This window comes from Pseudomonas paraeruginosa (assembly GCF_003025345.2).
GTDB lineage: Bacteria > Pseudomonadota > Gammaproteobacteria > Pseudomonadales > Pseudomonadaceae > Pseudomonas > Pseudomonas paraeruginosa.
In genome coordinates, this window is sequence record NZ_CP020560.1 from 3,977,566 (window position 1) to 3,999,530 (window position 21,965).

The window sequence follows — 21,965 nt, forward strand, 5'->3', positions numbered from 1 at the left end:
AAATACATGAGCGAGCGAATTATTAGCAAGCTAATTTTCTATTGTCCAGCCTCTCCGCGAACTTTCCGGAAGAGCGTTTCGCCCTGCGAAACATGCGCCACGGAGGCCCACTGGGGCCGACCAACACGCCTGCGCAGAAGGCGCCAACCGGCAGCGGCACGCGCCAAGCGTTCGTATACAATATCCCGCACGTATCCCATGCCATGCAGGTTGTCCCGCTTGCCTCTCTCCATGCTCAACGCCCCTAACCTGGGCATCGCCCCCTCGGCCTCCGAGATCATCGCCAAGCACCTGCGCGAAGCGATCATCGCCGGGCATTTCGCCGAGGACGAACCGATCCGCCAGGACGACATCGCGCAACTCTTCAATGTCAGCAAGATTCCCGTCCGCGAGGCCCTCAAGCGCCTGGAGGCGGAAGGCCTGGTGCTGTTCCAGCGCAACAAGGGCGCGGTGGTGACGCGCATTTCCGAACCGGAACTGGCGCAGATGTTCGAAGTGCGGGTGCTGCTCGAGGCACAGGCGATCCGCCTGGCGGTGCCGAACATGGACGAGGCCACCTTCGCCCGCGCCGAGGCGATCTGCGCCGACTTCGTCGGCGAGGACAACGTCGGCCGCTGGGCCGAACTCAACTGGCAACTGCACGCCTGTCTCTACGAGCCGGCGCAGCGGCCGTTCCTGGTCAACCTGATCCGCTCCATCCACGACAAGCTGGAGCGCTACCTGCGCATGCAGATGAGCCTGTCCGAAGGCAAGCAACGCGCCGACCGCGAACACCGCGAGATCGTCGCCGCCTGCCGCGCCGGCGATGCCGAGCGGGCCGCGGCGCTGATCGAGGAGCATATCGTCGGGGTCTGCCGGACCCTCTACGAACACCTGCCGAACCGCCCCGCCAGCACCTGAACGGACCATCCGGTTATGCCGTTTTCGTCATCTGCCTGAACGAAAATCCTCAAGCGCCCCGTCCCGCCGAAACGCCACCCTGTGTCGCATTCCCCCGGCACAGGCGACCGCCACCATGCAACGCATCCGCATCATCGATTCGCATACCGGTGGCGAGCCCACCCGCCTGGTCATCGCCGGCTTTCCCGATCTCGGCCACGGCGACATGGCCGAGCGCCGGCGCCTGCTCGGCGAGCGCCACGACGCCTGGCGCACCGCCTGCATCCTCGAACCGCGCGGCAGCGACGTGCTGGTCGGCGCCCTGCTCTGCGAGCCGGTCGACCCCAAAGCCTGTGCCGGGGTGATCTTCTTCAACAACAGTGGCTACCTCGGCATGTGCGGCCACGGCACCATCGGCCTGGTCGCCTCGCTGGCGCACCTCGGGCGGATCGGTCCCGGCGCGCACCGCATCGAGACGCCGGTCGGCGAGGTCGAGGCGACCCTTCACGAGGACGGCTCGGTCAGCGTGCGCAACGTGCCGGCCTACCAATACCGGCGCGCGGTCGCCGTCCAGGTGCCCGGCATCGGCCGGGTCGTCGGCGACATCGCCTGGGGCGGCAACTGGTTCTTCCTGGTCGCCGGACACGCCCAGCGCATCGCCGGCGACAACCTCGACGCCCTCACCGCCTATGCCGTCGCCGTCCAGCAGGCGCTGGAAGACCAGGACATCCGCGGCGAGGACGGCGGCGCCATCGACCACATCGAACTGTTCGCCGACGATCCCCACGCCGACAGCCGCAACTTCGTGCTCTGTCCCGGCCAGGCCTACGACCGCTCGCCCTGCGGCACCGGCACCAGCGCCAAGCTGGCCTGCCTGGCCGCCGACGGCAAGCTGCTGCCCGGCCAGCCGTGGCGCCAGGCGAGCGTGATCGGCAGCCAGTTCGAGGGGCGTTACGAATGGCTCGACGGCCGGCCCGGCGGGCGCATCGTGCCGACCATCCGCGGCCGCGCCCACGTCAGCGCGGAAGCCACCCTGCTGCTGGAAGACGACGATCCGTTCGCCTGGGGCATCCGCCGGTGAACGCCGAGGCCATCGTGGTCGGCGCCGGCATCGTCGGCGCCGCCTGCGCCGAGGAGCTGGCGCGCCGCGGTCTCGACGTGCTGGTGGTCGACTGCCAGCGCGGCGGCGCCACCGCGGCAGGCATGGGCCACCTGGTGGCGATGGACGACAACCCGGCCGAGCTGGCCCTCAGCGACCACTCGATCCAGGCCTGGCGCGCCTGGGCGGCGGAAATGCCGGAGGATTGCGCCTATCGCGGCTGCGGCACCCTGTGGCTGGCCGCCGACGGCGCCGAACTCGCCGAGGCCGAGCGCAAGCGCCAGGCTCTGCTGGCCGCCGGCGTCGCCTGCGAGATGCTCGACGCCGCGCGCCTGCAAGCCGTGGAACCGGCCTTGCGGCCAGGCCTCGCCGGCGCCCTGAAGGTGCCGGGCGACGGCATCCTCTACGCGCCCAACGCGGCGCGCTGGCTGCTCGAACGAGCCGGCCCGCGCCTGCGCCGGTTGCACGCCGAGGTCAGCGAAGTGGACGGCAGCCGCCTGCGCCTGGCCGACGGCCGCTGGCTGAGCGCCGAGGCGCTGGTACTGGCCAACGGCATCCACGCCGGAGAGCTGTGCGCGGAGCTGCCGATCCGCCCGAAGAAAGGCCACCTGCTGATCACCGACCGCTATCCCGGCTCCCTCCGCCATCAACTGGTGGAACTCGGCTATGTCAGCAGCGCCCACGCCAGCAGCGGTACCTCGGTAGCCTTCAACGCCCAGCCGCGCCCCACCGGCCAGGTGTTCCTCGGCTCCTCGCGGCAGTTCGACACGCTCGATCCGCAGGTGGAAGGCCCGGTGCTGGCGCGCATGCTGCGGCGTGTCCTGGACTACCTGCCGGGGCTCGCCGGCCTCAATGCGATCCGTGCCTGGACCGGCTTCCGCGCCGCCACTCCGGACGGCCTGCCGCTGCTCGGCGAGCACCCGGCGCAGCCGGGCCTGTGGCTGGCGGTCGGCCATGAGGGCCTGGGCGTGACCACCGCGCCCGGCAGCGCGCGCCTGCTCGCCGCCCAGCTGTGCGGCGACGCGCCGCCGCTGGATCCCGTGCCCTACCTGCCGCAACGCTTCCTCTCCAGCCCCGGGGGGCTTCGTCCATGATCGAATTGCTCATCGACCAGCGTCCGCTGCGAGTCGCCGAGGGCACCAGCGTGGCCGCCGCGCTGGCCCTCGGCGGCGACGGCGGCAGCCGCCGTTCCGTCAACGGCGGGCGGCGCGCGCCGTTCTGCGGCATGGGCGCATGCCAGGAATGCCGGGTATTGATCGACGGCCGGCGACGCCTGGCCTGCCAGACCCTCTGCCGAGCCGGCATGCGCGTGGAGACCCGGGCATGAGCGTCGACTACGACCTGCTGATCGTCGGCGCCGGCCCCGCCGGCCTGGCCGCTGCGCTGGCCGCCGCGCCGAGCGGCGCGCGCATCGCCCTGGTCGACGACAACCCGGCCGCCGGCGGACAGATCTGGCGTGACGGCCCGCGCGCCAGCCTGCCGCCGCATGCCCGTGAGATGCGCCGACGCCTGGCCGGGTACGTCAACGTCGAGCACTTCGCGGCGACCCGGGTGGTCGCCTGCGGTCCCGGCAGGCGCCTGTTGCTGGAAGACCCGCAACGCGGCTGGCAGGTCAGCTACCGACGCCTGGTCCTCTGTACCGGCGCCCGCGAGCTGCTGCTGCCGTTTCCCGGCTGGACGCTACCCGGCGTCACCGGCGCCGGCGGCCTGCAGGCGCTGGCCAAGGGCGGCCTGCCGCTGGCCGGCCAGCGCCTGGTGGTGGCCGGCTCCGGCCCGCTGCTGCTGGCCAGCGCCGCCAGCGCCAGCCAGTGCGGGGCGCGCCTGCTGCGTATCGCCGAGCAGGCCCCGGCGAGTACCCTGGCCGCCTTCGCCGCGCACCTGCCGCGCTGGCCCGGCAAGCTGTGGCAGGCCGCCCGCCTGTTCGCGCGCAGCTACCGCGCCGACAGCTACGTGCTGGCCGCCCTCGGCGAGGAGCGCCTGGAAGCCGTGCGCCTGCGCGAAGGCGGCCGGGTCCGCGAACTCGCCTGCGAACGCCTGGCCTGCGGCTTCGGCCTGGTGCCCAACGTGCAACTCGGCCAGGCCCTGGGCTATCGCCTCGACGGCCAGGCGCTCGCCGTCGACGAATGGCAGGCCGGCAGCCTGCCCGACCACTACGCCGCCGGCGAATGCACCGGCTTCGGCGGCAGCGAACTGGCCCTGGCGGAAGGCGCCATCGCCGGCCATGCTGCCGTCGACGAGCGCGACGCGGCCCGCCGCCTGTGGCCTCTACGGCGACGCTGGCAGGGCTTCGCCGACACCCTGGCGCGACACTTCGCCCTGCGTGCCGAACTGCGCGAACTGGCGGAGGCGAATACCCTGGTCTGCCGTTGCGAAGACGTGCCCTTCGCCGCGCTGGCCGGGCATGCCGGCTGGACCGAGGCCAAGCTGCACAGCCGTTGCGGCATGGGCGCCTGCCAGGGGCGGATATGCGGCGCCGCCGCGCAATTCCTGTTCGGCTGGACGCCTCCGGCGCCGCGTCCGCCGTTCAGCCCGGCGCGCCTGGAGACCCTGGCCCGCTGGCAGGGCGACGCAGGCTAGCGACGCTCGGCGCGATACAACCAGCCGAGGCCGGCCAGCGACAGCAGCAGGCCACCCAGCAGCATGGGTGTCAGCGGCTCGGCGAACATCCAGTGCGCCCATAGCAGGGTCAGCGCCGGACTCAGGTACAGCGCCGCGCTGCCACCCTGCGCGGAAAGATGGCGCAGACCCAGCCAGTACAGGCCGTAGCCGCCGAAGGTGGGCAGCAGCACCAGCCAGGCGAGCCCGAACAGGAACTCTCCGGACAGCGGCGGCCGCAGGCTACCCTCCGCCAGCGCCAGGCCGGCGAAGGCCGGCAGCGCGGCGCCGATCTGCACGAACAGCACCGCGGCCAGCGATCCCGGCGCGTCGTCCCAGCGCTTCTGCAACAGGGTGGCCAGGGCCAGCGCCAGCATGCCCAGCAGCGGCAGGCCGTAGGCCCAGCCCGGTGCCCGCCCCAGCGCCAGCGCCGCATGCCCGGCCCAGAGCACCCCGGCGACGCCCAGAGCGATCCCCGGCCACTGCCCCGGCCGCGTTCGTTGCCCCGGCAGGACCAGCGCCAGCAAGGCCACCAGCAGCGGCAACAGGTCGGCCATCAGCGCCGCCACGCCCGGCGAGACGCCGAGTTCGATGGCCTTGGCGATCGGCGCGATGTAGCCCGCGTAGGCCAGCGCCCCGATCAGCGCCTGGCGTCGCCACTGGCGCGCCGACAACCGGCGCAGCCCGGCCCAGGCGAAGGGCAGCAGCAACGCCAGGCAGGCGGCGAAGCGCCAGAAGCTGGTGAGGAACACCGGCGCCTGCTCCATGGCATAGCGGTAGCCGACGAAGCCGGAGCTCCAGGCCAGTACCATGCCCAGTTGCACGGCCAGCAGGCGGGTCGCCGCGGGCATCGCTCGCGGGGTAGAGGTGGTCGCGCGCATCGCTCGGCTCCGTCGGTCAGGTACGAATCGAGGCTAGGCGCCCACTGCCGCTACCATCAAACGAAACTATCTGCACCAGTCATGCAGGAAATCGAAACCATGAGCGCCACCCTGGACATCGAGCTGCTGCGTACCTTCCATGCCATCCTGCGCTTCGGCCGCTTCCTCGCCGCCGCCAGCCATCTCAACCGCAGCCCCTCGGCGGTGAGCACCCACGTCCGGCGTCTGGAGGAACTGGCCGGCGGCCGGTTGTTCGAGCGCGACAACCAGTCGGTGCGGCTGACCCCGCTGGGGCAGCGCTTCCAGCGCCAGACCGCCGAGCTGCTGGAAACCCACGACCGCGTGCTCGCCGGGTTGCGCAGACGGGAAGAGCCGCTGCGAGTGCGCTTCGGCATTTCCGAGGAGTACGCCGGCAAGCTGCTCGCTCGCCTCCTGCCGCGCCTCGGCGCGGAACTGCCGGCACTGGAGCTGGAAGTGCTCACCGACGCCAGCGGACGGTTGGCCGGGCGCCTGCGGCGCGGCCAGCTGGATCTCGCCCTGCTGGTGCAGGCGCAAGACGAAACCCCGTACGACGGGCATTCCCGCGAGATCGGCGGCACCCAGCCGGTGTGGGTCGCCGGCCACGGCCTGCGGATCGATCCGCAACGTCCGCTGCCGTTGGCCCTACACGGCCATGGCTGTCCCTATCGGCAGGCGCTGCTGGAAGCCCTCGGCGCGGCGGGCCGGCGCTGGCGCACTGTGGTCAGCAGTCCCGGCGCGGCGGCGCTGGAAGCGGCCATCGAAGGCGGCCTGGCGATCGGCGTGATCGACCGTGCGCGGGTCGGCACGACGATGCGCGTGCTGGGGCCGGCGGAGGGCTTCGCCGAACTGCCCGCCCACCGCATTCGCCTGGCCTTCGCCCCGGGAGACCGATCACCGGCGCTGGAGCGCCTCGGCGAGCTGATCGCCGAGGACTTCCGGCTCTGAGCCGCCACAGCGCCAGGCGATAGACCCGCAGGCGGTGGCCGTCCGGATCGAGGCCGCAAAAGGTGTAGCCGCAGTCCATGGACTGCGGCGCCTGGACGATCTCCATACCCTCTTCGCGCCAGAACCGGTGCAGGCGCCGGACCTCCTCGTCGCTGTCCACCTGGAAGCACGGTTCGCCGCCGCCGGGCAGCGCGCTCGCCGGCGCCAGGGCTTCGACCTCCTCCAGGGAAACATCAGCGGCGGCAGTTCGAACCCTGGACGCAGCAGGTAGCCGAGCCCGGCGCCGCCCTCGATGTACACACCCTGTCGTTGCAGGGTGACGATGTCGCGGTAGAGGGTGCCCAGGCTGACCCCCAGCTCGCCGGCCAGGACATTGGCGGTGCCGACGGAGGATCTGCAGTAATGCCCGCAGGCGCTGGCTACGCGACATGGCAACGCTTCACAACCGGCCCAGGCAGTCGCGGGCGTGGTCGTCGAGCGGCACGTAGACCAGCAGGCGGTCGCCGTTCTTCGGCGCCGACCACCAGTTGGTCTGCTGCAGGTCGAATTCGCCGCAGGCCGGATGGCGGAAGCGCTTGAGCTGGTTCTCGATGCCCATCACTTCGTTGCGCAGCCAGATTTCGCGGAACTCCGCCGAGACGTCCAGGTAGCGCTGCAATTGCCGCTCCCACAACGGATCGCCCATGCGCTCGACCATCGCCGCGCGGAAGAAGCCGACCATCCGCGGCAAGGCCTCCTCGCGGTTGGCCATGCAGGCGCGCCAGCGCGCATGGGTCAGCGCCAGGTAGATGCAGTTGCGGTCTTCCTCGGGGATCTCCGCCAGGTCGATACCCACCAGCCGGCAATAGGCGCGGTTGTAGCCGCGGATGTCGAAACGGGCGTTCTGCACCATGGCCGGCAACGGGTCGAGGGCGTCGAGGATGGCCTGGGTGGCGGCCGAGGGTTTCTCGCAGACCGCCCGCCGCGCCGAGGTCGGCGCGGCCAGCCCGGCGAGATTGAACAGGTGGTGGGTTTCCGTCTCGTTGCACAGCAGGGCGCGGGCGATGGCGCCGATCACCTGCTCCGAGGCGCGTACCGCGCGGCCCTGCTCCAGCCAGGTGTACCAGGTCACGCCGACCCCGGCGAGCTGCGCCACCTCCTCGCGACGCAGGCCCGGCGTGCGCCGGCGGCCGAGGCGGGAAATGCCGACCCGCTGCGGCTCGATACTTTCCCGCCGGCGGCGCAGGAAGGCCCCCAGCTGTTCGGCGCGGGACGGCTGCGCGGGGCTTTCCGCAGGGTGGCTGGCAGGGGCATCGAGGGGCATGGCGAAGTCCTCCGGAGGGCAGACGGGTAGCGCCAATACCAGGATAAGCAAGAACTGGTACCGGGTTAGCCAGAAGCGCATGCTGCCAGCCCACTCCCCTCCGCACAAGGACTCCGCCCATGCCCAGCGCCGTCTCGTCGTCGCGGCTCGGCCTCGCCGGGCTCTGCATCCTGCTGGCGGGGCAACTGTTGCCGATGATCGATTTCTCCATCGTCAACGTCGCCCTCGACGCCCTCGCCCACTCCCTCGGCGCCAGCGCAACCGAACTGGAACTGATCGTCGCCGTCTACGGCGTGGCCTTCGCCGTGTGCCTGGCGATGGGCGGCCGGCTTGGCGACAACTTCGGCCGCCGGCGCCTGTTCGATCTCGGCGTCGCTCTGTTCGCCGTCGCCTCGTTGCTCTGCGGGCTGGCCGGCTCGGTCTGGCTGCTGCTGGTGGCGCGCGCCCTGCAGGGCGTCGGCGCGGCGCTGATCGTGCCGCAGATCCTCGCCACCCTGCATGTCAGCCTCAGCGGCCACGCGCATTCCCGCGCGCTGGCCGCCTACGGCGCCATCGGCGGCCTGGCTTTCGTCGTCGGCCAGGTGCTCGGCGGCTTGCTGGTCACCGCCGACATCGGCGGCCTCGGCTGGCGCAGCGTATTCCTGATCAACCTGCCGATCTGCCTCGGCATCCTCCTCTGCAGTCGCCGCTGGGTCCCGGAGACCCGCGCCGGGCACGCCGCCCGCGTCGATGCGCCGGGCACCCTGCTGCTCGCCGCGCTGATCCTCTGCCTGTTGCTGCCGCTGGCGCTCGGCCCATCGCTGCACTGGTCCTGGCCCTGCGCCCTGCTACTGGCAGCGGTGGTGCCGCTGCTGGCCTGGCTGTGGCGCACCGAGCTGCGCCAGGAACGCCGCCAGGCCTGGCCGTTGCTGCCGCCGTCGCTGCTGCGCCTGCCGAGCATCCGCTTCGGCCTGTTGCTGGCGATCCTGTTCTTCGCCTGCTGGAGCGGCTTCATGTTCGCCCTCGCCCTGGCCCTGCAGGCCGGCGCCGGTCTCTCGCCGGCGCAAGCCGGCAACGCCTTCATCGTCCTCGGCGCCTCCTACTTCGTCTCGGCGCTGCTCACTGCCCGGGTGGCGGCGCGGGTCGGCCCGGTACGCCTGCTGCTGCTCGGCTGCGTCATCCAGATGTGCGGCCTGCTCGGCCTGATGCTGACCCTGCAGCGGGTCTGGCCGCAGCCGGGCATCCTCAACCTGGCGCCGGCGACCCTGGTGATCGGCTTCGGCCAGGCGTTCATCGTCAGCAGCTTCTTCCGCATCGGCCTCTCGGAAGTGCCGGCCGCCCAGGCCGGCGCCGGCAGCGCCATGCTCGCCACCGTCCAGCAGGCCTCCCTCGGCCTCGGCTCGGCGCTGCTCGGCGCGGTGTTCGCGCATAGCCTGGAACGCCACGGCGACTACCTGGAGGCGACGCAGGCCACCCTCGCCAGCGAGTTCGCGCTGATGTCGGTACTGCTCGGCGCCACCGTCCTCTTCTACCTGCGCCACGTGCGCACGACGACGTTGCGCTGCGATTCGCCGGGCAACTGAGGCGCGCGGCCAGGCCCCTGTTCCCGGCCGCCGGCGCGCCGTATGCTGGCGCGGCCCTCCAGCCAGGCGTCCGTCACCATGCACGATCTGCTCGCCGCCCCGCCCCCCGCCGACCTCGCCAGCCTGCTGGCCAGCCTGCGCCAGGTCGAAGCGCTGCTCGACGCCATGCCCGGCGTGGTGTTCTTCGTCAAGGACGAGCGCGCCCGCTATGTACTGGTCAACCGCACCCTGGCGCGCCGCTGCGGCGTGAAGGACAAGGCCGAGCTGCTCGGCCGCAGCGCCGACGAGGTCTTCCCTTCCAGCCTCGGTCCGCTCTATGCCGAACAGGACCGGCGCGTGCTGCGCGGCGGCGCGGCGCTGGAGAACCAGCTGGAGCTGCACCTCTATCCCGGTCGCCAGCCGGGCTGGTGCCTGACCCACAAGCAGGCGCTGCGCGACGCCGACGGGGCGATCATCGGTATGGCCGGCATCTCCCACGACCTGCCGGCGGCGCAGTCGGCGCACCCGGCCTACGGCCGGCTGGCGGCGGTGGATGCGTACATCCGCGAGCACTACGACCAGCCGCTCAGCCTCGCCGACCTCACCGCCATCGCCGGGCTCTCGGTGGCGCAACTGGAGCGTCACTGCAAGCGCATCTTCCAGCTCACCCCACGGCAGATGATCCACAAGGCGCGCCTCGGCGCCGCCTCGCAACTGCTCGCCGGCGACGCGCCGATCACCGAGATCGCCCTGCGCTGCGGCTACACCGACCACAGCGCCTTCAGCCGCCAGTTCAAGGCGCTCACCGGACTCTCGCCGAGCCAGTACCGCGAGACCCATCGCCAGCCCCGAAAAGCGTAACGCCTCGCCCCGCCCCGGGGCGGCGGTAGCAATCCTGCTCCCTTTTGTAACACCGCCGGCCGCGCCCGATCGGGGCGCGGTCCGACCCGCTACGGCGCAGCGACGCGCCAGGCAAAGCGGTCGCGCTCCAGCGAAAGGTTTTTATCGGCGTCGGACGAGGTCCTGGCACAGCCATTGCTCATTGAAAATATCGTATACGAAATCACAAATACGCGATTCGCCATCTTTCTGCTCAACCGCATCGCCGAGGCCCCCAATGAATACCAAGAAGACCCTTGCCCTAGCCCTCACCGCCGCCCTGGGCTGTTCCCTCGCCGGTCTCGCCCAGGCCGACAAGCTCGACGACATCATCGAGTCCGGCAAGTTGCGCTGCGCCGTTACCCTGGACTTTCCGCCGATGGGCTCGCGCGATGCGCAGAACAACCCGGTGGGCTTCGACGTCGATTATTGCAACGACCTGGCGAAGGCCCTGGACGTCAAGGCGGAGATCGTCGAGACGCCCTTTCCTGACCGCATCCCGGCGCTGGTGTCAGGTCGCGCCGACGTGATCGTCGCATCCACCTCGGACACCCTGGAGCGGGCCAGGACCATCGGCATGAGCATCCCCTACTTCGCCTTCGTCAAGGTGGTGCTGACCCGCGAGGACACCGGCATCGCCAGCTACGCGGACCTCAAGGGCCGCCCGGTCGGCGGTACCGCCGGCACCTTCGAGGCGCTGGCCCTGGAGAAGGACAGCAAGGCCTGGGGCGATGCCAAGGGCAGCTTCCGCGCCTACCAGTCCGAGGCCGACACCGCCCTGGCGATCAGCCAGGGGCATATCGACGCCACGGTCGTCTCTTCCACCGTCGCCGCCTCGTGGATCAAGTCGGGCAAGTACAAGGGCCTGAAGATCGCCGGCGACGCGCCCTACGACATCGACTACGTGGCCCTCGGCGCCAAGCGCAACGAGTACGGCCTGCTCAACTACCTGAACCTGTTCATCAACCAGCAGGTGCGCACCGGCCGCTACGCCGAACTGGCGCAGAAATGGGTCGGTGGCAAGGCGCCGGAGCTGACCACCAGCGCGGTCTATCGCTGAAACCGAGAGCGCGGTCCGTCGTCGGGCCGCGCCGTTTCCCCACGCCCTGGATGCGCCGATGAAGCACGCTCACCTCATCGTTCCCCGTACCCTGGTCGCCGGCAGCGCGTCCGGCGAACTGCTGTACGCCCCGACCGGCCTGAGCTTCTGGGGCGGCGTCGACCCGCGCAGCGCGGAAGTGATCGACCGTCACCACCCGCTCAGCGGCCGCCATCTACACGGCAGGCTGCTGGCGATTCCCGGTGGGCGCGGCTCCTGTACCGGCAGCAGCGTACTGCTGGAACTGATCCTCGGCGGACGTGCGCCGGCGGCGATCCTCCTGCGCGAACCGGACGATATCCTCGCCCTCGGCGCGATCGTCGCCGAGGAACTGTTCGGCCGTTCGCTACCCATCGCCTGCCTCGGCGAGCGCTTCGACGAACTCGCCGGTTATCCCTGGGCGCGCCTGGCCGACGGTCGCCTGGAACTCCACCACGATGCCCCGCCGCCGCTGCCGGCACAGCCCGCCGAAACACCAGCGACCGATGCCGGCCCACAACTGGATGCCTTCGACCAGGCGCTGCTCGCCGGCGAACACGGCGAAGCCGCGCGCCTGGCGATGCGCATCGTCCTGCGCATGGCGGCGTTGCAGGGCGCGCAACGGCTGGTCGACATCCAGCGCGCGCACATCGACGCTTGCATCTACACCGGCCCGGCCGGCCTGCGCTTCGCCGAGACCCTGCGCGACCTCGGTGCCCGGGTGCGGGTACCGACCACCCTCAACGCCATCTCCGTGGACCAGCGCCGCTGGCGCGAACAGGGCGTACCCGCCGCCCTGGGCGAGCCGGCCGCTGCCCTGGCCCAGGCCTATCTCGACATGGGCGCGCAGCCCAGCTTCACCTGCGCGCCCTACCTGCTCGACGACAGCGCGCGGGCCGGCGAGCAGATCGCCTGGGCCGAGTCCAACGCGGTGCTCTTCGCCAACAGCGTGCTCGGCGCGCGCACCAACAAGTACGCCGACTTCATGGACCTCTGCTGCGCCCTCACCGGTCGCGCGCCGCTGGCCGGCTGCCACCTCGACGAGCAGCGCCAGGCACGGGTGCTGATCGAAGTGGAAGACCTCGGCTGCGTCGACGATGCCTTCTTCCCGACCCTCGGCTACCTCTGCGGCCTGCTCTGCGACGGACAGATCCCGGCGATCGACGGCCTGCGGCAGCGGCAGCCGGACCGCGACGCGCTCAAGGCGTTCGGCGCGGCGCTAGGCACCAGTTCCTCGGTGCCGATGTTCCACGTCATCGGCGTCACCCCGGAAGCCCCCGACCTGGCCAGCGCCTTCGGCGGCCGCGCGCCGCGGCGGACCCTGCTGGTCGGTCGCGAGCGCCTGCGCGACGCCTGGCGCGAGCTGGACAGCGCCGGCGAGGCGCGGATCGACCTGGTGGCGCTGGGCAACCCGCACTTCTCCGCCAGCGAATTCGCCCAGCTCGCCGCGCTCTGCCACGGCCGCCGCAGACACCCGGAGGTAGCGCTGGTGATCACCAGCAGCCGCCAGGTCGTCGCCCAGGCCGAAGCGGCCGGGCACCTGGCGACGCTGCGGGCGTTCGGCGCGCGGCTGGTCACCGACACCTGCTGGTGCATGCTCGACGAACCGCTGGTGCCGCCGGGCGCGCGCACCCTGATGACCAACTCCGCCAAGTATGCCCACTACGCCCCCGGGCTGATCGGCCGCCAGGTACGCTTCGCCGGCCTCGCCGGCTGCGTCGAGGCCGCCATCGACGGGCGGGCCCGCGCCGGGCTGCCCGCCTGGCTGAGCGAGGATCGCTGATGTTCGACTACACCTTCCACTGGCGCTCGGCGTTCAACGCCCTGCCGGAGATGCTCGCCGGCAGCCTGGTGACGCTCCAGGTCACCGCGCTGTCGATGCTCTTCGGCATCCTCATCGCCCTGCTCCTGGCCTTCGCCCGGCTCGGCGGCAACCGCCCGCTGCGCGCCGCCGCCGGAGCCTGGATCTCCATCGCGCGGAATACCCCGGCGCTGTTCCAGATCTACATCCTCTACTTCGGCCTGGGCTCCTTCGGCCTGCACGTCGGTTCCTGGTTCGCCCTGCTCGCCGGGATCACCTTCAACAACGCCGGCTACCTCGCCGAGACCTTCCGCGGCGGCCTCCAGGCGGTGCCCGAGACCCAGTTGCGGGCAGCCCGCTCGCTGGGCATGAGCGCGCCACAGGCCTATCGCCTGGTGGTGATCCCGCAGCTGCTGCGGGTGGTGTTCTACCCACTGACCAACCAGTTGGTCTGGGCCATGCTGATGACCTCCCTCGGCGTGGTGGTGGGCCTGACCGACGACCTCACCGGCGTCACCCAGGCGCTCAACGTCAAGACCTTCCGCACCTTCGAGTACTTCGCCCTGGCCGCCGTCCTCTACTTCGCCATGGCCAAGCTGCTGGTGCTGGCCGCCCGCCTGCTGGGCTGGCGCCTGTTCCGTTACTGAGGGGAATGCCGTGTTCACCACCAGCCTCACCGCCAACGACCTGCTGTTCCTCCTGCAAGGCGCCTGGACCACCCTCGCCATCACCGCCCTGGCGATGCTGGTCGGCACCCTGCTGGGCGTGGTCTTCGGCCTGCTCCGCGCCCTGCTGCCACGCGCCAGCCTGCCGCTGGCGGCGCTGCTCGACGTATGCCGCAGCGTGCCGCTGCTGATCCAGTTCGTCCTGCTCAATTCCTTCAAGAGCATCCTCGGCCTCGACTGCAGCGCCTTCGCCGTGGCCTGCCTGGTGCTCGGCGTGTACGCCGCCGCCTACTGCACCGAGGTGGTCCGCGGCGGCGTCCTCTCGGTACCGCCGAGCGTGCGCCGGGCGGCGCGTTCGCTGGGCCTGAGCTATCGCCAGGACCTGTTCCACATCGTCCTGCCGATGGCCGCCCGGGTGGCCTTCCCCGGTTGGGTCAACCTGACCCTGTCGGTGATGAAGGACACCTCGCTGGTGCTCTGGATCGGCATCGTCGAACTGCTGCGCGCCTCGCAGACCATCGTCACGCGCATCCAGGAACCGCTGTTCGTGCTCTGCATCGCAGGGCTCGTCTATTACCTCATGAGCTGGGTGGTCGCGCGACTCGGCGCCCGGCTGGAACGGAGATGGCAGCAATGATCGAGATCAGCGACGTGCACAAGGCCTACGGCCAGTTCGAGGTGGTCAAGGGCGTCGACCTGAGGGTGGACAAGGGCGAGGTGCTGTCGATCATCGGCGGCTCCGGTTCCGGCAAGTCGACCCTGCTGATGTGCATCAACGGCCTGGAGCCGATCCAGCGCGGCAGCATCCGCGTCGACGGCATCGACGTGCATGCCCGCGGTACCGACCTCAACCGCCTGCGGCGGAAGATCGGCATCGTCTTCCAGCAGTGGAACGCCTTCCCCCACCTGACCGTGCTGGAAAACGTCATGCTCGCGCCGCGCAAGGTGCTCGGCAGGAGCCGCGCCGAAGCCGAGGCGATGGCGCTGAAGCAGCTCACCCACGTCGGTCTCGGCGACAAGCTCAAGGTCTTCCCCCAGCGCCTTTCCGGCGGCCAGCAACAGCGCATGGCGATCGCCCGGGCGCTGGCGATGTCGCCGGACTACATGCTGTTCGACGAAGCCACCTCGGCGCTCGACCCGCAACTGGTCGGCGAGGTGCTCGACACCATGCGCCTGCTCGCCGAGGAAGGCATGACCATGGTCCTGGTCACCCACGAGATCCGCTTCGCCCGCGACGTGTCCGACCGGGTGGCGTTCTTCCGCAATGGCCTGGTCCACGAGATCGGCACCCCCGACCAGGTGATCGGCAACCCGCAGCGGCCGGAGACGGCGGAATTCCTCCGCTCGGTGCTCTGAGCCCGCCCTGGACAGGAGACAACCATGCGTTCGAAGCGGATCGTCCACATCGTCAGTTGCCATGCCGAAGGCGAGGTCGGCGACGTGATCGTCGGTGGCGTCGCCGCGCCGCCCGGCGCCAGCCTCTGGGAGCAGTCGCGCTGGATCGCCAGAGACCAGGACCTGCGCAACTTCGTCCTCAACGAACCACGCGGCGGGGTGTTCCGCCACGTCAACCTGCTGGTGCCGGCCAGGGACCCGCGCGCGCAGATGGGCTGGATCATCATGGAGCCGGCCGACACCCCGCCGATGTCCGGTTCCAACTCGCTGTGCGTGGCCACCGTGCTGCTCGACAGCGGCATCCTGCCGATGAACGAACCGCTGACCCGGCTGCTGCTGGAAGCGCCGGGCGGACTGATCGAGGCCCGCGCGGAATGCCGCGACGGCAAGGCCGAGCGGGTGGAAATCCGCAACGTACCGTCGTTCGCCGACCGCCTCGACGCCTGGATCGAAGTCGAGGGCCTCGGCTCGCTACAGGTCGACACCGCCTATGGCGGCGACAGCTTCGTCATCGCCGACGCCCGGCGCCTGGGCTTCGCCCTGCGCCCCGACGAAGCCGCCGAGCTGGTCGCCACCGGCTTGAAGATCACCCGCGCGGCCAACGAACAACTGGGCTTCGTCCACCCGACCAACCCGGACTGGGACCACCTGTCCTTCTGCCAGCTGGCCGCGCCGCCGGAGCGCCGCGACGGTGTCCTCGGCGCGAGCAACGCGGTGGTCATCCGCCCCGGCAAAATCGACCGCTCGCCCTGCGGCACCGGCTGCTCGGCGCGGATGGCGGTGCTCCAGGCGAAAGGCCAGCTGCGGGTCGGCGAACGCTTCGTCGGGCGCTCGATCATCGGTTCGGAGTTCCAGTGCCACATCGAGTCGCTGACCGAGCTCGGCGGCCGTCCGGCGATCCTTCCGTGCCTGTCCGGGCGCGCCTGGATCACCGGTATCCACCAGCACCTGCTCGACCCGGACGATCCCTGGCCGCAAGGCTATCGGCTGTCCGACACCTGGCCCGCCGGCCACTGCTGACCACCCCGCCCGACCGCAGGCAGCGGCCGGGCGGAAACCGATCCGGCGCGTACCGGATCGCCCACGACGGCGAACGCTGCCGTCGCCCTGTGACTCGGACCGCAGCGGTCCGACTGAATTCGTATACGAAATACGAAGAAAGGAGAAAGCATGAGCAAGCACGTCAACTGGAGCGGCGTATTCCCCGCGGTCACCACCCAATTCAACGCCGATTTCTCGGTGAACCTGGAGGAAACCCACACGGTCATTTCCAACCTGGTGCGCGACGGCGTGTCCGGGCTGGTGGTATGCGGCAGCGTCGGCGAGAACACCTCGCTGACCATCGAGGAGAAGATGGCCGTCACGGAGGTCGCCAAGGATGCCTCCGGCGGCCGCGTGCCGGTGATCTGCGGGATCGCCGAGTTCACCAGCGCCGGCGCGGCGAAGGTGGCCAAGGCGGTGGAGCGGGTCGGCGTCGACGGCATCATGGTGATGCCGGCGCTGGTCTATTCCTCCAAGCCGCACGAGACCGCCGAGCATTTCCGCAGCGTGGCCAGCGGCACCGACCTGCCGGTGATGGTCTACAACAACCCGCCGATCTACCGGAACGACGTCACCCCGGACATCCTGGTTTCCCTGGCCGACTGCGAGAACATCGTCTGCTTCAAGGACAGCTCCGGCGACACCCGCCGCTTCATCGACGTGCGCAACCAGGTGGGCGAACGCTTCATCCTCTTCGCCGGGCTCGACGACGTGGTCCTGGAAAGCGTGGCGGTGGGCGCCCAGGGCTGGATCTCGGGAATGTCCAACGTGTTCCCGAAGGAAGGCGAGACCATCTTCCGCCTGGCCAGGGCCGGGCGCTTCGCCGAGGCGATGCCGATCTACGAGTGGCTGATGCCGATCCTCCATCTCGACGCCCGTCCCGACCTGGTGCAGTGCATCAAGCTCTGCGAGGAGCTCGCTGGTCGCGGCAGCGCCCTCACCCGCCCGCCGCGCCTGGCCCTGCGCGGCGCCGATCGCGAGCACGTCGAGCGGATCATGGCCAGGGCCCTGGCCAGCCGCCCGGCGCTGCCGGACGTGGGACTGTAGCCCGCACCCGCCGCCGCGTTCCCAGGGGCGGCGGGAATTCCGCCGTCCATTTTCCAGGGAGGCCCCATGCCCAGCATCCTCGGTCACAACTACATCGGTGGCGCCCGCAGCGCCGCCGGCGATGTCATCCTGCGCAGCTTCGCCGCCGACAGCGGCGAAGCGCTGCCCTACACCTTCGTCCAGGCCACCGCGGCGGAGGTCGACGCCGCCGCCCGCGCCGCCGAACGCGCCTATCCACACTACCGGCAGCTGTCCGCCGCGCGCCGCGCCGGATTCCTCGAGGCGATCGCCGCGCGCCTCGACGCCCTGGGCGACGACTTCGTCGCCCTGGTCCATCGCGAGACCGCGCTGCCCGCCGCACGCATCCAGGGCGAACGGACACGTACCGCCAACCAGTTACGGCTGTTCGCCGACGTCCTGCGACGTGGCGACTTCCACGGCGCGCGCATCGATCGCGGGCAACCCGGGCGCACCCCGCCGCGCCCCGACCTGCGCCAGTGGCGGATCGGCCTCGGCCCGGTGGCGGTGTTCGGCGCCAGCAACTTCCCGCTGGCCTTCTCCACCGCCGGCGGCGACAGCGCCGCCGCCCTGGCCGCCGGCTGCCCGGTGGTGGTCAAGGCCCACAGCGGGCACATGGCCACCGCCGAATGCGTGGCCGACGCGATCCTCCAGGCGGCGGCCGACAGCGGCATGCCGGCCGGGGTATTCAACATGGTCTACGGCAACGGCGTCGGCGAGGCGCTGGTGCGCCATCCAGCCATCCGCGCGGTCGGCTTCACCGGTTCGCTCAAGGGCGGGCGCGCACTGTGCGACCTGGCCGCGGCGCGGCCACAGCCGATCCCGGTGTTCGCCGAGATGAGCAGCATCAATCCGCTGCTGGTGCTCCCCGGAGCCCTGCGCCGGCGCGGCCGGAAAGTGGCGGAGGAGCTGGCCGCCTCGGTGACGCTGGGCTGCGGCCAGTTCTGCACCAAGCCGGGCCTGGTGCTCGGTCTGCGCGGCCCCGCCTTCGACGCCTTCGTCGGCGCCCTCGGCGAGGAACTGGTCGCCCGGCCGCCACAGACCATGCTCAACGCCGGCACCCTGCGCAGCTACGAAGAGGGGTTGCAGCGCCTCGCCGGGCACCCCGGCATCGCGCATCTGGCCGGCGCGGCGCAGACGGGTCGCCAGGCCCACCCGCAGTTGTTCAAGGCCGACGTGCGGCTGTTGCTGGAAGGCGACGCGCTGCTCCAGGAAGAGGTGTTCGGCCCGACCACCGTGGTGGTCGAGGCCGTCGACGCCGACCAGTTGGCCCGCGCGCTCGACGGCCTGCACGGGCAACTGACGGCGACCCTGGTCGGCGACGAGGACGACCTCGCGGCATTCGCCGGGCTGGTCCCGCTGCTCGAGCACAAGGCTGGGCGCCTGCTGCTCAACGGCTATCCGACCGGCGTCGAGGTGTGCGAAGCCATGGTCCACGGCGGTCCCTACCCGGCCACCTCCGACGCCCGCGGCACCTCGGTGGGAACCCTGGCCATCGAACGCTTCCTGCGCCCGCTGTGCTACCAGGACTACCCCGACAACCTGCTCCCGGACGCGCTGAAGAACGCTAACCCGCTAGGCCTGCTGCGCCTGGTCGATGGCCGGAGCACGCGCGAGGCCCTGGATTGAGCACGCCTGGAAGCCTGGATGGCGGATAACGCCGTTGGCGTTATCCGCCCTGCGCAGTCGTTCTCGCTACGCCACGCTGCCCGGTCAGCCCCGGCATGCCCCTCGCCTTACGCTCACTCCAGCAACGCCAGCAACTCCCGGTGCAACGCTTCGGGAATCGCCACGCCATCCCTGGCGCTGCGTGCGCGCGCTTCGAAGCGTCGCTGCGAGGGCAGCCGCGCCCCCTGCCCGACGATGCCTTCGAACAGCGTCTCGGCGCGGGCCAGGTGCTCCTGTGCCGAGGCGCCGAGCATGCGTCGCGGATCGATGGCGACCAGCAGTTCGCCGCCATAAGGCGAGGAACCGCTGCCCCCGTCGTAGGCCAGCGACTCGGCGCTGGTCAGGTCGCCGATCAGCGGTCCGGCGAGCAGTTCGACCATCGCCGCCAGGGCCGAGCCCTTGTGTCCGCCGAAGGTAAGCATGGCGCTACGCAGCGCGGCGCTGGCGTCGGTGGTCGGCTGGCCCTGCTCGTCCACGCCCCAGCCCAGCGGGATTGGCTTGCCGGCGCGTTCGTGCAGCTGGATCTCGCCGCGCGCCACGGCGCTGGTGGCGAAGTCGAAGACGAATGGCGGACCATCCGGGCGCGGCCAGCCGAAGGCGATCGGATTGGTGCCGAAGATCGGCTTGTGCCCTCCCGCCGGGGCCACCCAGGCGTGGCTCGGGGTGGTCGCCAGGGCCACCAGGCCAGCGTCGGTCAGCGCCTCGATCTCCACCCACAGCGCGGAGAAGTGTACACAACGGTTCACCGCCATCGCCGCGATGCCCTGGCTGCGCGCCTTTTCCACCAGGTGCGGCAGACCCAGGCGGAAGGCGCACTGGGAAAACCCGCCATGGGCGTCGACCCGTACCAGGCCCGGGGCGACATCGTGCAGTTCCGGCTCGGCGTCGGCGGACACCTTGCCGGCCTTCAGGGTGGCGATGCAACCGAGCAACCTCCAGATGCCATGGGAAGCGCATTCATCGCGCTCTCCCGCCACCAGGGTGTCGGCCATCGCCTGCACATGGGCCTCGCCGAAGCCATGCCGGCGCAGGATGCGCACAGCCAGTTCGCGCACCTCATCCAGAGTCATTCGAATCACGCGCTTCTCCTTCTTCGTTGATCCCGTAGGGTCGCCCGTCGCGGCGGTGTTCTCTTGATTTCAATCGACCGGGAGGATGCCGAAAACGGCACACCACCTCCCGGAGTTTCGATACCGGCAATAAACCTACAGATAAAACCTACAAAACCAGTAGGAGAATTCCAATTAACCCGCAAGCCATCAAGAAACCCCTCCCCCTCTCCGCTATAGGGACCGAGCATCTTCCCAAGCCTGGTCGGAGACCCAACATGATTCTTCGTCGCATCGCCATCGCCCCACGCGCCATCATCGGCTTCGCCATCCTCGCCCTGCTGCTGGTGGCGCTCGGCCTGTTCGCCCACACCCGCATGGGCTCGCTGAACCGAGCCGCCAAGGACATCGGCGAGGTCTGGCTACCCAGCGTCGAGGCTTCCGCCCAGCTCAGCAGCCTGATGAGCGAACTGCGCCTGGGCGAGATGAACCACGTATTGCTGCACGATGCGGGACGCATGGAGCAGCAGGAACAGCAAATGGACAGGATCGTAGCCGCGCTTGCCAAGGTGGAACACGACTACCGCCCTCTGCTGGCCCTGGACGAGGAACGACAGTTGCTCGACCAGTTCGTCCAGCGCCAGCAGGAATACCTCGAAGGACACGCTGCCCTGCTCGCCCTGTCTCGGCAGAACCGCACCGATGAAGCCAGCGTGTTGATGGGCGGAGCGCAATTGCAGCGCTACGAGCAGGTACAGCAGACCCTCAAGCAACTGATCGTGGTCAATCGCGAGGCTGCCCGCGCTTCCGTGGCAGACGCCGCCGACGTCTACGCCCGGGCAACCCGCGCGATTCTCCTGGTGCTGCTGGTGGCGCTGGCGGCCAGCGTGGCGATCGCCTGGCTGCTGACCCGCAGCATCGTCGTGCCGATCCGCCAGGCGGTGGCCTGCGCCGACCGCATCGCGGCGCAGGACCTGACCGGCGAGATCACCAGCGAGGGTCGCGACGAGCCGGCCCAGTTGATGAACGCCATGCGCAGCATGCAGGCCAGCCTGCATGACACCATCGAACAGCTCGGCGATTCCGCCACCCTGCTCGCCTCCGCGGCGGAACAGCTGAATGCGGTGACCGAGGAAGGCAACCGCTCGCTGACGCGGCAGAACGACGAGATCGAGATGGCCGCCACCGCGGTCAACGAAATGAGCGCGGCGGTCGAGGAAGTCGCGCGCAACGCCAGCTCCACCGCCGAAGCCTCGACCCTCTCGGAACAGGCGGCCGGCACCGGCCGCGCCCGGGTCGAACAGACCGTCCGCTCGATCCGCCAGATGAACCAGGAAATCGGCCAGACCGCACGCCTGGTGGAAGGCCTGGCCAGCCAGGCGCAGGACATCGGTAAGGTGCTCGACGTGATCCGCGCGATCGCCGAACAGACCAACCTGCTGGCGCTCAACGCCGCCATCGAGGCCGCCCGCGCCGGCGAACAGGGACGCGGCTTCGCGGTGGTCGCCGACGAGGTGCGCGCCCTCGCTCACCGCACCCAGCAGTCGACCCACGAGATCGAGGGCATGATCGCCAGCGTGCAGGAAGGCACCGATACCGCGGTCAGCGCGATGAAGGAGAACGACCAGCGTGCCCGGCAGATGCTCGACGAGGCCGAGGCCGCCGATCACGCCCTGAGCGAGATCGCCGAGCACGCCTCGCGGATCAACGAACGCACCCTGGTGATCGCCAGCGCGGCGGAGGAACAGGCCCATGTGGCACGCGAGGTGGATCGCAACCTGGTGAACATCCGCGACGTCTCCGTGCAGACCACCCAGGGCGCCGAGCAGACCCGCGGTGCCAGCCACGAGCTGTCGCGCCTGGCCAACGACCTCAAGGGCATGATCGGTCGCTTCGTGATCTGACTCTCAGCCGCCTGGCCTCTGTACGAAAAGCAGCCGAGCGAAGGTAAGGCCAGGCGAGAATCGGTGAGGAAGCGGATTGGGCTCGCACACGAGTTTACGAGCGGTCAATGAGCATTCCGAATCGATTTTTAACGAAGCATTAGGCGCGTAGCGCGC

General features: G+C 70.3%; 20 protein-coding genes and 2 pseudogenes. 17 read left to right on the forward strand and 5 right to left on the reverse strand.

All coding sequences use genetic code 11. The annotated features are described in order from the left end of the window. Positions 1-231 precede the first annotated feature (231 nt). From B7D75_RS18805 to B7D75_RS18825, 5 genes are all read left to right on the forward strand, one after another. Positions 232-900, forward strand: a complete 669-nt coding sequence (locus B7D75_RS18805) for a GntR family transcriptional regulator (protein WP_034079999.1) — start codon at positions 232-234, stop codon at positions 898-900. 115 nt (positions 901-1,015) lie between these two features. Further along, positions 1,016-1,960: a 4-hydroxyproline epimerase gene (locus tag B7D75_RS18810; protein ID WP_107114321.1), complete on the forward strand. Its 945-nt coding sequence runs from the start codon at positions 1,016-1,018 to the stop codon at positions 1,958-1,960. Beyond that, positions 1,957-3,072, forward strand: a complete 1,116-nt coding sequence (gene lhpB, locus B7D75_RS18815; protein WP_107114322.1) for a D-hydroxyproline dehydrogenase subunit beta LhpB — start codon at positions 1,957-1,959, stop codon at positions 3,070-3,072. The genes B7D75_RS18810 and lhpB overlap by 4 nt, the downstream gene beginning before the upstream one ends. After that, the gene (locus B7D75_RS18820) at positions 3,069-3,305 is read left to right on the forward strand and encodes a (2Fe-2S)-binding protein (RefSeq protein WP_058136151.1); all 237 of its coding nucleotides are present in this window, start codon (positions 3,069-3,071) and stop codon (positions 3,303-3,305) included. Before lhpB ends, B7D75_RS18820 begins: the two co-directional genes overlap by 4 nt. Then, the gene (locus tag B7D75_RS18825; protein WP_034080002.1) at positions 3,302-4,555 is read left to right on the forward strand and encodes an NAD(P)/FAD-dependent oxidoreductase; all 1,254 of its coding nucleotides are present in this window, start codon (positions 3,302-3,304) and stop codon (positions 4,553-4,555) included. The genes B7D75_RS18820 and B7D75_RS18825 overlap by 4 nt, the downstream gene beginning before the upstream one ends. On the opposite strand, the gene B7D75_RS18830 is transcribed toward B7D75_RS18825, so the two are convergent. Then, a complete protein-coding gene (locus B7D75_RS18830; RefSeq protein WP_033998879.1) occupies positions 4,552-5,454 on the reverse strand; it encodes a DMT family transporter in 903 nt (300 codons plus the stop codon). The two genes, B7D75_RS18825 and B7D75_RS18830, sit on opposite strands and share 4 nt — an antisense overlap. Before the next feature lie 99 nt (positions 5,455-5,553). Between B7D75_RS18830 and B7D75_RS18835 the strand changes: the two genes are divergently transcribed. Next, positions 5,554-6,420, forward strand: coding sequence for a LysR family transcriptional regulator (locus B7D75_RS18835; protein ID WP_033999001.1), 867 nt, complete (start codon positions 5,554-5,556; stop codon positions 6,418-6,420). Positions 6,421-6,505: 85 nt separating this feature from the next. Here B7D75_RS18835 and B7D75_RS30035 read toward each other — a convergent pair. The 3 genes and pseudogenes from B7D75_RS30035 to B7D75_RS18850 form a co-directional block, all read right to left on the reverse strand. Further along, positions 6,506-6,646: pseudogene (locus B7D75_RS30035) on the reverse strand (hypothetical protein); the annotation flags it as partial. A 95-nt stretch (positions 6,647-6,741) separates the two neighbouring features. Continuing rightward, positions 6,742-6,855, reverse strand: a pseudogene (locus B7D75_RS30105) (hypothetical protein); the annotation flags it as partial. A gap of 4 nt (positions 6,856-6,859) precedes the next feature. Next, complete coding sequence (locus tag B7D75_RS18850; protein ID WP_079262193.1) at positions 6,860-7,804, reverse strand: helix-turn-helix transcriptional regulator; 945 nt, start codon at positions 7,802-7,804, stop codon at positions 6,860-6,862. A 38-nt stretch (positions 7,805-7,842) separates the two neighbouring features. Here B7D75_RS18850 and B7D75_RS18855 point away from each other — a divergent pair, with 38 nt between their 5' ends. The 10 genes from B7D75_RS18855 (at position 7,843) to B7D75_RS18900 (ending at position 18,817) form a co-directional block, all read left to right on the forward strand. Further along, positions 7,843-9,285, forward strand: a complete 1,443-nt coding sequence (locus tag B7D75_RS18855; protein ID WP_043101976.1) for an MFS transporter — start codon at positions 7,843-7,845, stop codon at positions 9,283-9,285. A gap of 42 nt (positions 9,286-9,327) precedes the next feature. Then, the gene (locus B7D75_RS18860; protein ID WP_043101973.1) at positions 9,328-10,125 is read left to right on the forward strand and encodes an AraC family transcriptional regulator; all 798 of its coding nucleotides are present in this window, start codon (positions 9,328-9,330) and stop codon (positions 10,123-10,125) included. A 256-nt stretch (positions 10,126-10,381) separates the two neighbouring features. Further along, on the forward strand, positions 10,382-11,203 hold the full coding sequence (locus B7D75_RS18865) for an ABC transporter substrate-binding protein (RefSeq protein WP_012076610.1): 822 nt from the start codon (positions 10,382-10,384) through the stop codon (positions 11,201-11,203). A 58-nt stretch (positions 11,204-11,261) separates the two neighbouring features. Further along, positions 11,262-13,004 (forward strand): cis-3-hydroxy-L-proline dehydratase, encoded by a 1,743-nt coding sequence (gene lhpI, locus B7D75_RS18870; RefSeq protein ID WP_107114323.1) that lies wholly within the window; start codon positions 11,262-11,264, stop codon positions 13,002-13,004. Further along, complete coding sequence (locus B7D75_RS18875) at positions 13,004-13,669, forward strand: amino acid ABC transporter permease (RefSeq protein ID WP_043101969.1); 666 nt, start codon at positions 13,004-13,006, stop codon at positions 13,667-13,669. The genes lhpI and B7D75_RS18875 overlap by 1 nt, the downstream gene beginning before the upstream one ends. Before the next feature lie 10 nt (positions 13,670-13,679). Beyond that, on the forward strand, positions 13,680-14,324 hold the full coding sequence (locus tag B7D75_RS18880; protein ID WP_058161939.1) for an amino acid ABC transporter permease: 645 nt from the start codon (positions 13,680-13,682) through the stop codon (positions 14,322-14,324). Beyond that, positions 14,321-15,043: an amino acid ABC transporter ATP-binding protein gene (locus B7D75_RS18885; RefSeq protein WP_107114324.1), complete on the forward strand. Its 723-nt coding sequence runs from the start codon at positions 14,321-14,323 to the stop codon at positions 15,041-15,043. Before B7D75_RS18880 ends, B7D75_RS18885 begins: the two co-directional genes overlap by 4 nt. A 24-nt stretch (positions 15,044-15,067) precedes the next feature. Further along, positions 15,068-16,102, forward strand: coding sequence for a trans-3-hydroxy-L-proline dehydratase (locus B7D75_RS18890; protein ID WP_003157813.1), 1,035 nt, complete (start codon positions 15,068-15,070; stop codon positions 16,100-16,102). Positions 16,103-16,252: 150 nt separating this feature from the next. Beyond that, positions 16,253-17,170 (forward strand): dihydrodipicolinate synthase family protein, encoded by a 918-nt coding sequence (locus B7D75_RS18895; RefSeq protein ID WP_012076614.1) that lies wholly within the window; start codon positions 16,253-16,255, stop codon positions 17,168-17,170. 66 nt (positions 17,171-17,236) lie between these two features. Further along, positions 17,237-18,817, forward strand: coding sequence for an aldehyde dehydrogenase (NADP(+)) (locus B7D75_RS18900; protein WP_107114325.1), 1,581 nt, complete (start codon positions 17,237-17,239; stop codon positions 18,815-18,817). Positions 18,818-18,930: 113 nt separating this feature from the next. Here B7D75_RS18900 and lhpD read toward each other — a convergent pair whose 3' ends face one another. Next, entirely contained in the window at positions 18,931-19,935 is a 1,005-nt protein-coding gene (gene lhpD / locus B7D75_RS18905; protein WP_107114326.1) for a bifunctional delta(1)-pyrroline-2-carboxylate/delta(1)-piperideine-2-carboxylate reductase, read from the reverse strand. A gap of 248 nt (positions 19,936-20,183) precedes the next feature. Between lhpD and B7D75_RS18910 the strand changes: the two genes are divergently transcribed. Beyond that, positions 20,184-21,809, forward strand: coding sequence for a methyl-accepting chemotaxis protein (locus B7D75_RS18910; protein WP_043101959.1), 1,626 nt, complete (start codon positions 20,184-20,186; stop codon positions 21,807-21,809). The last annotated feature ends 156 nt before the right edge of the window (positions 21,810-21,965 follow it).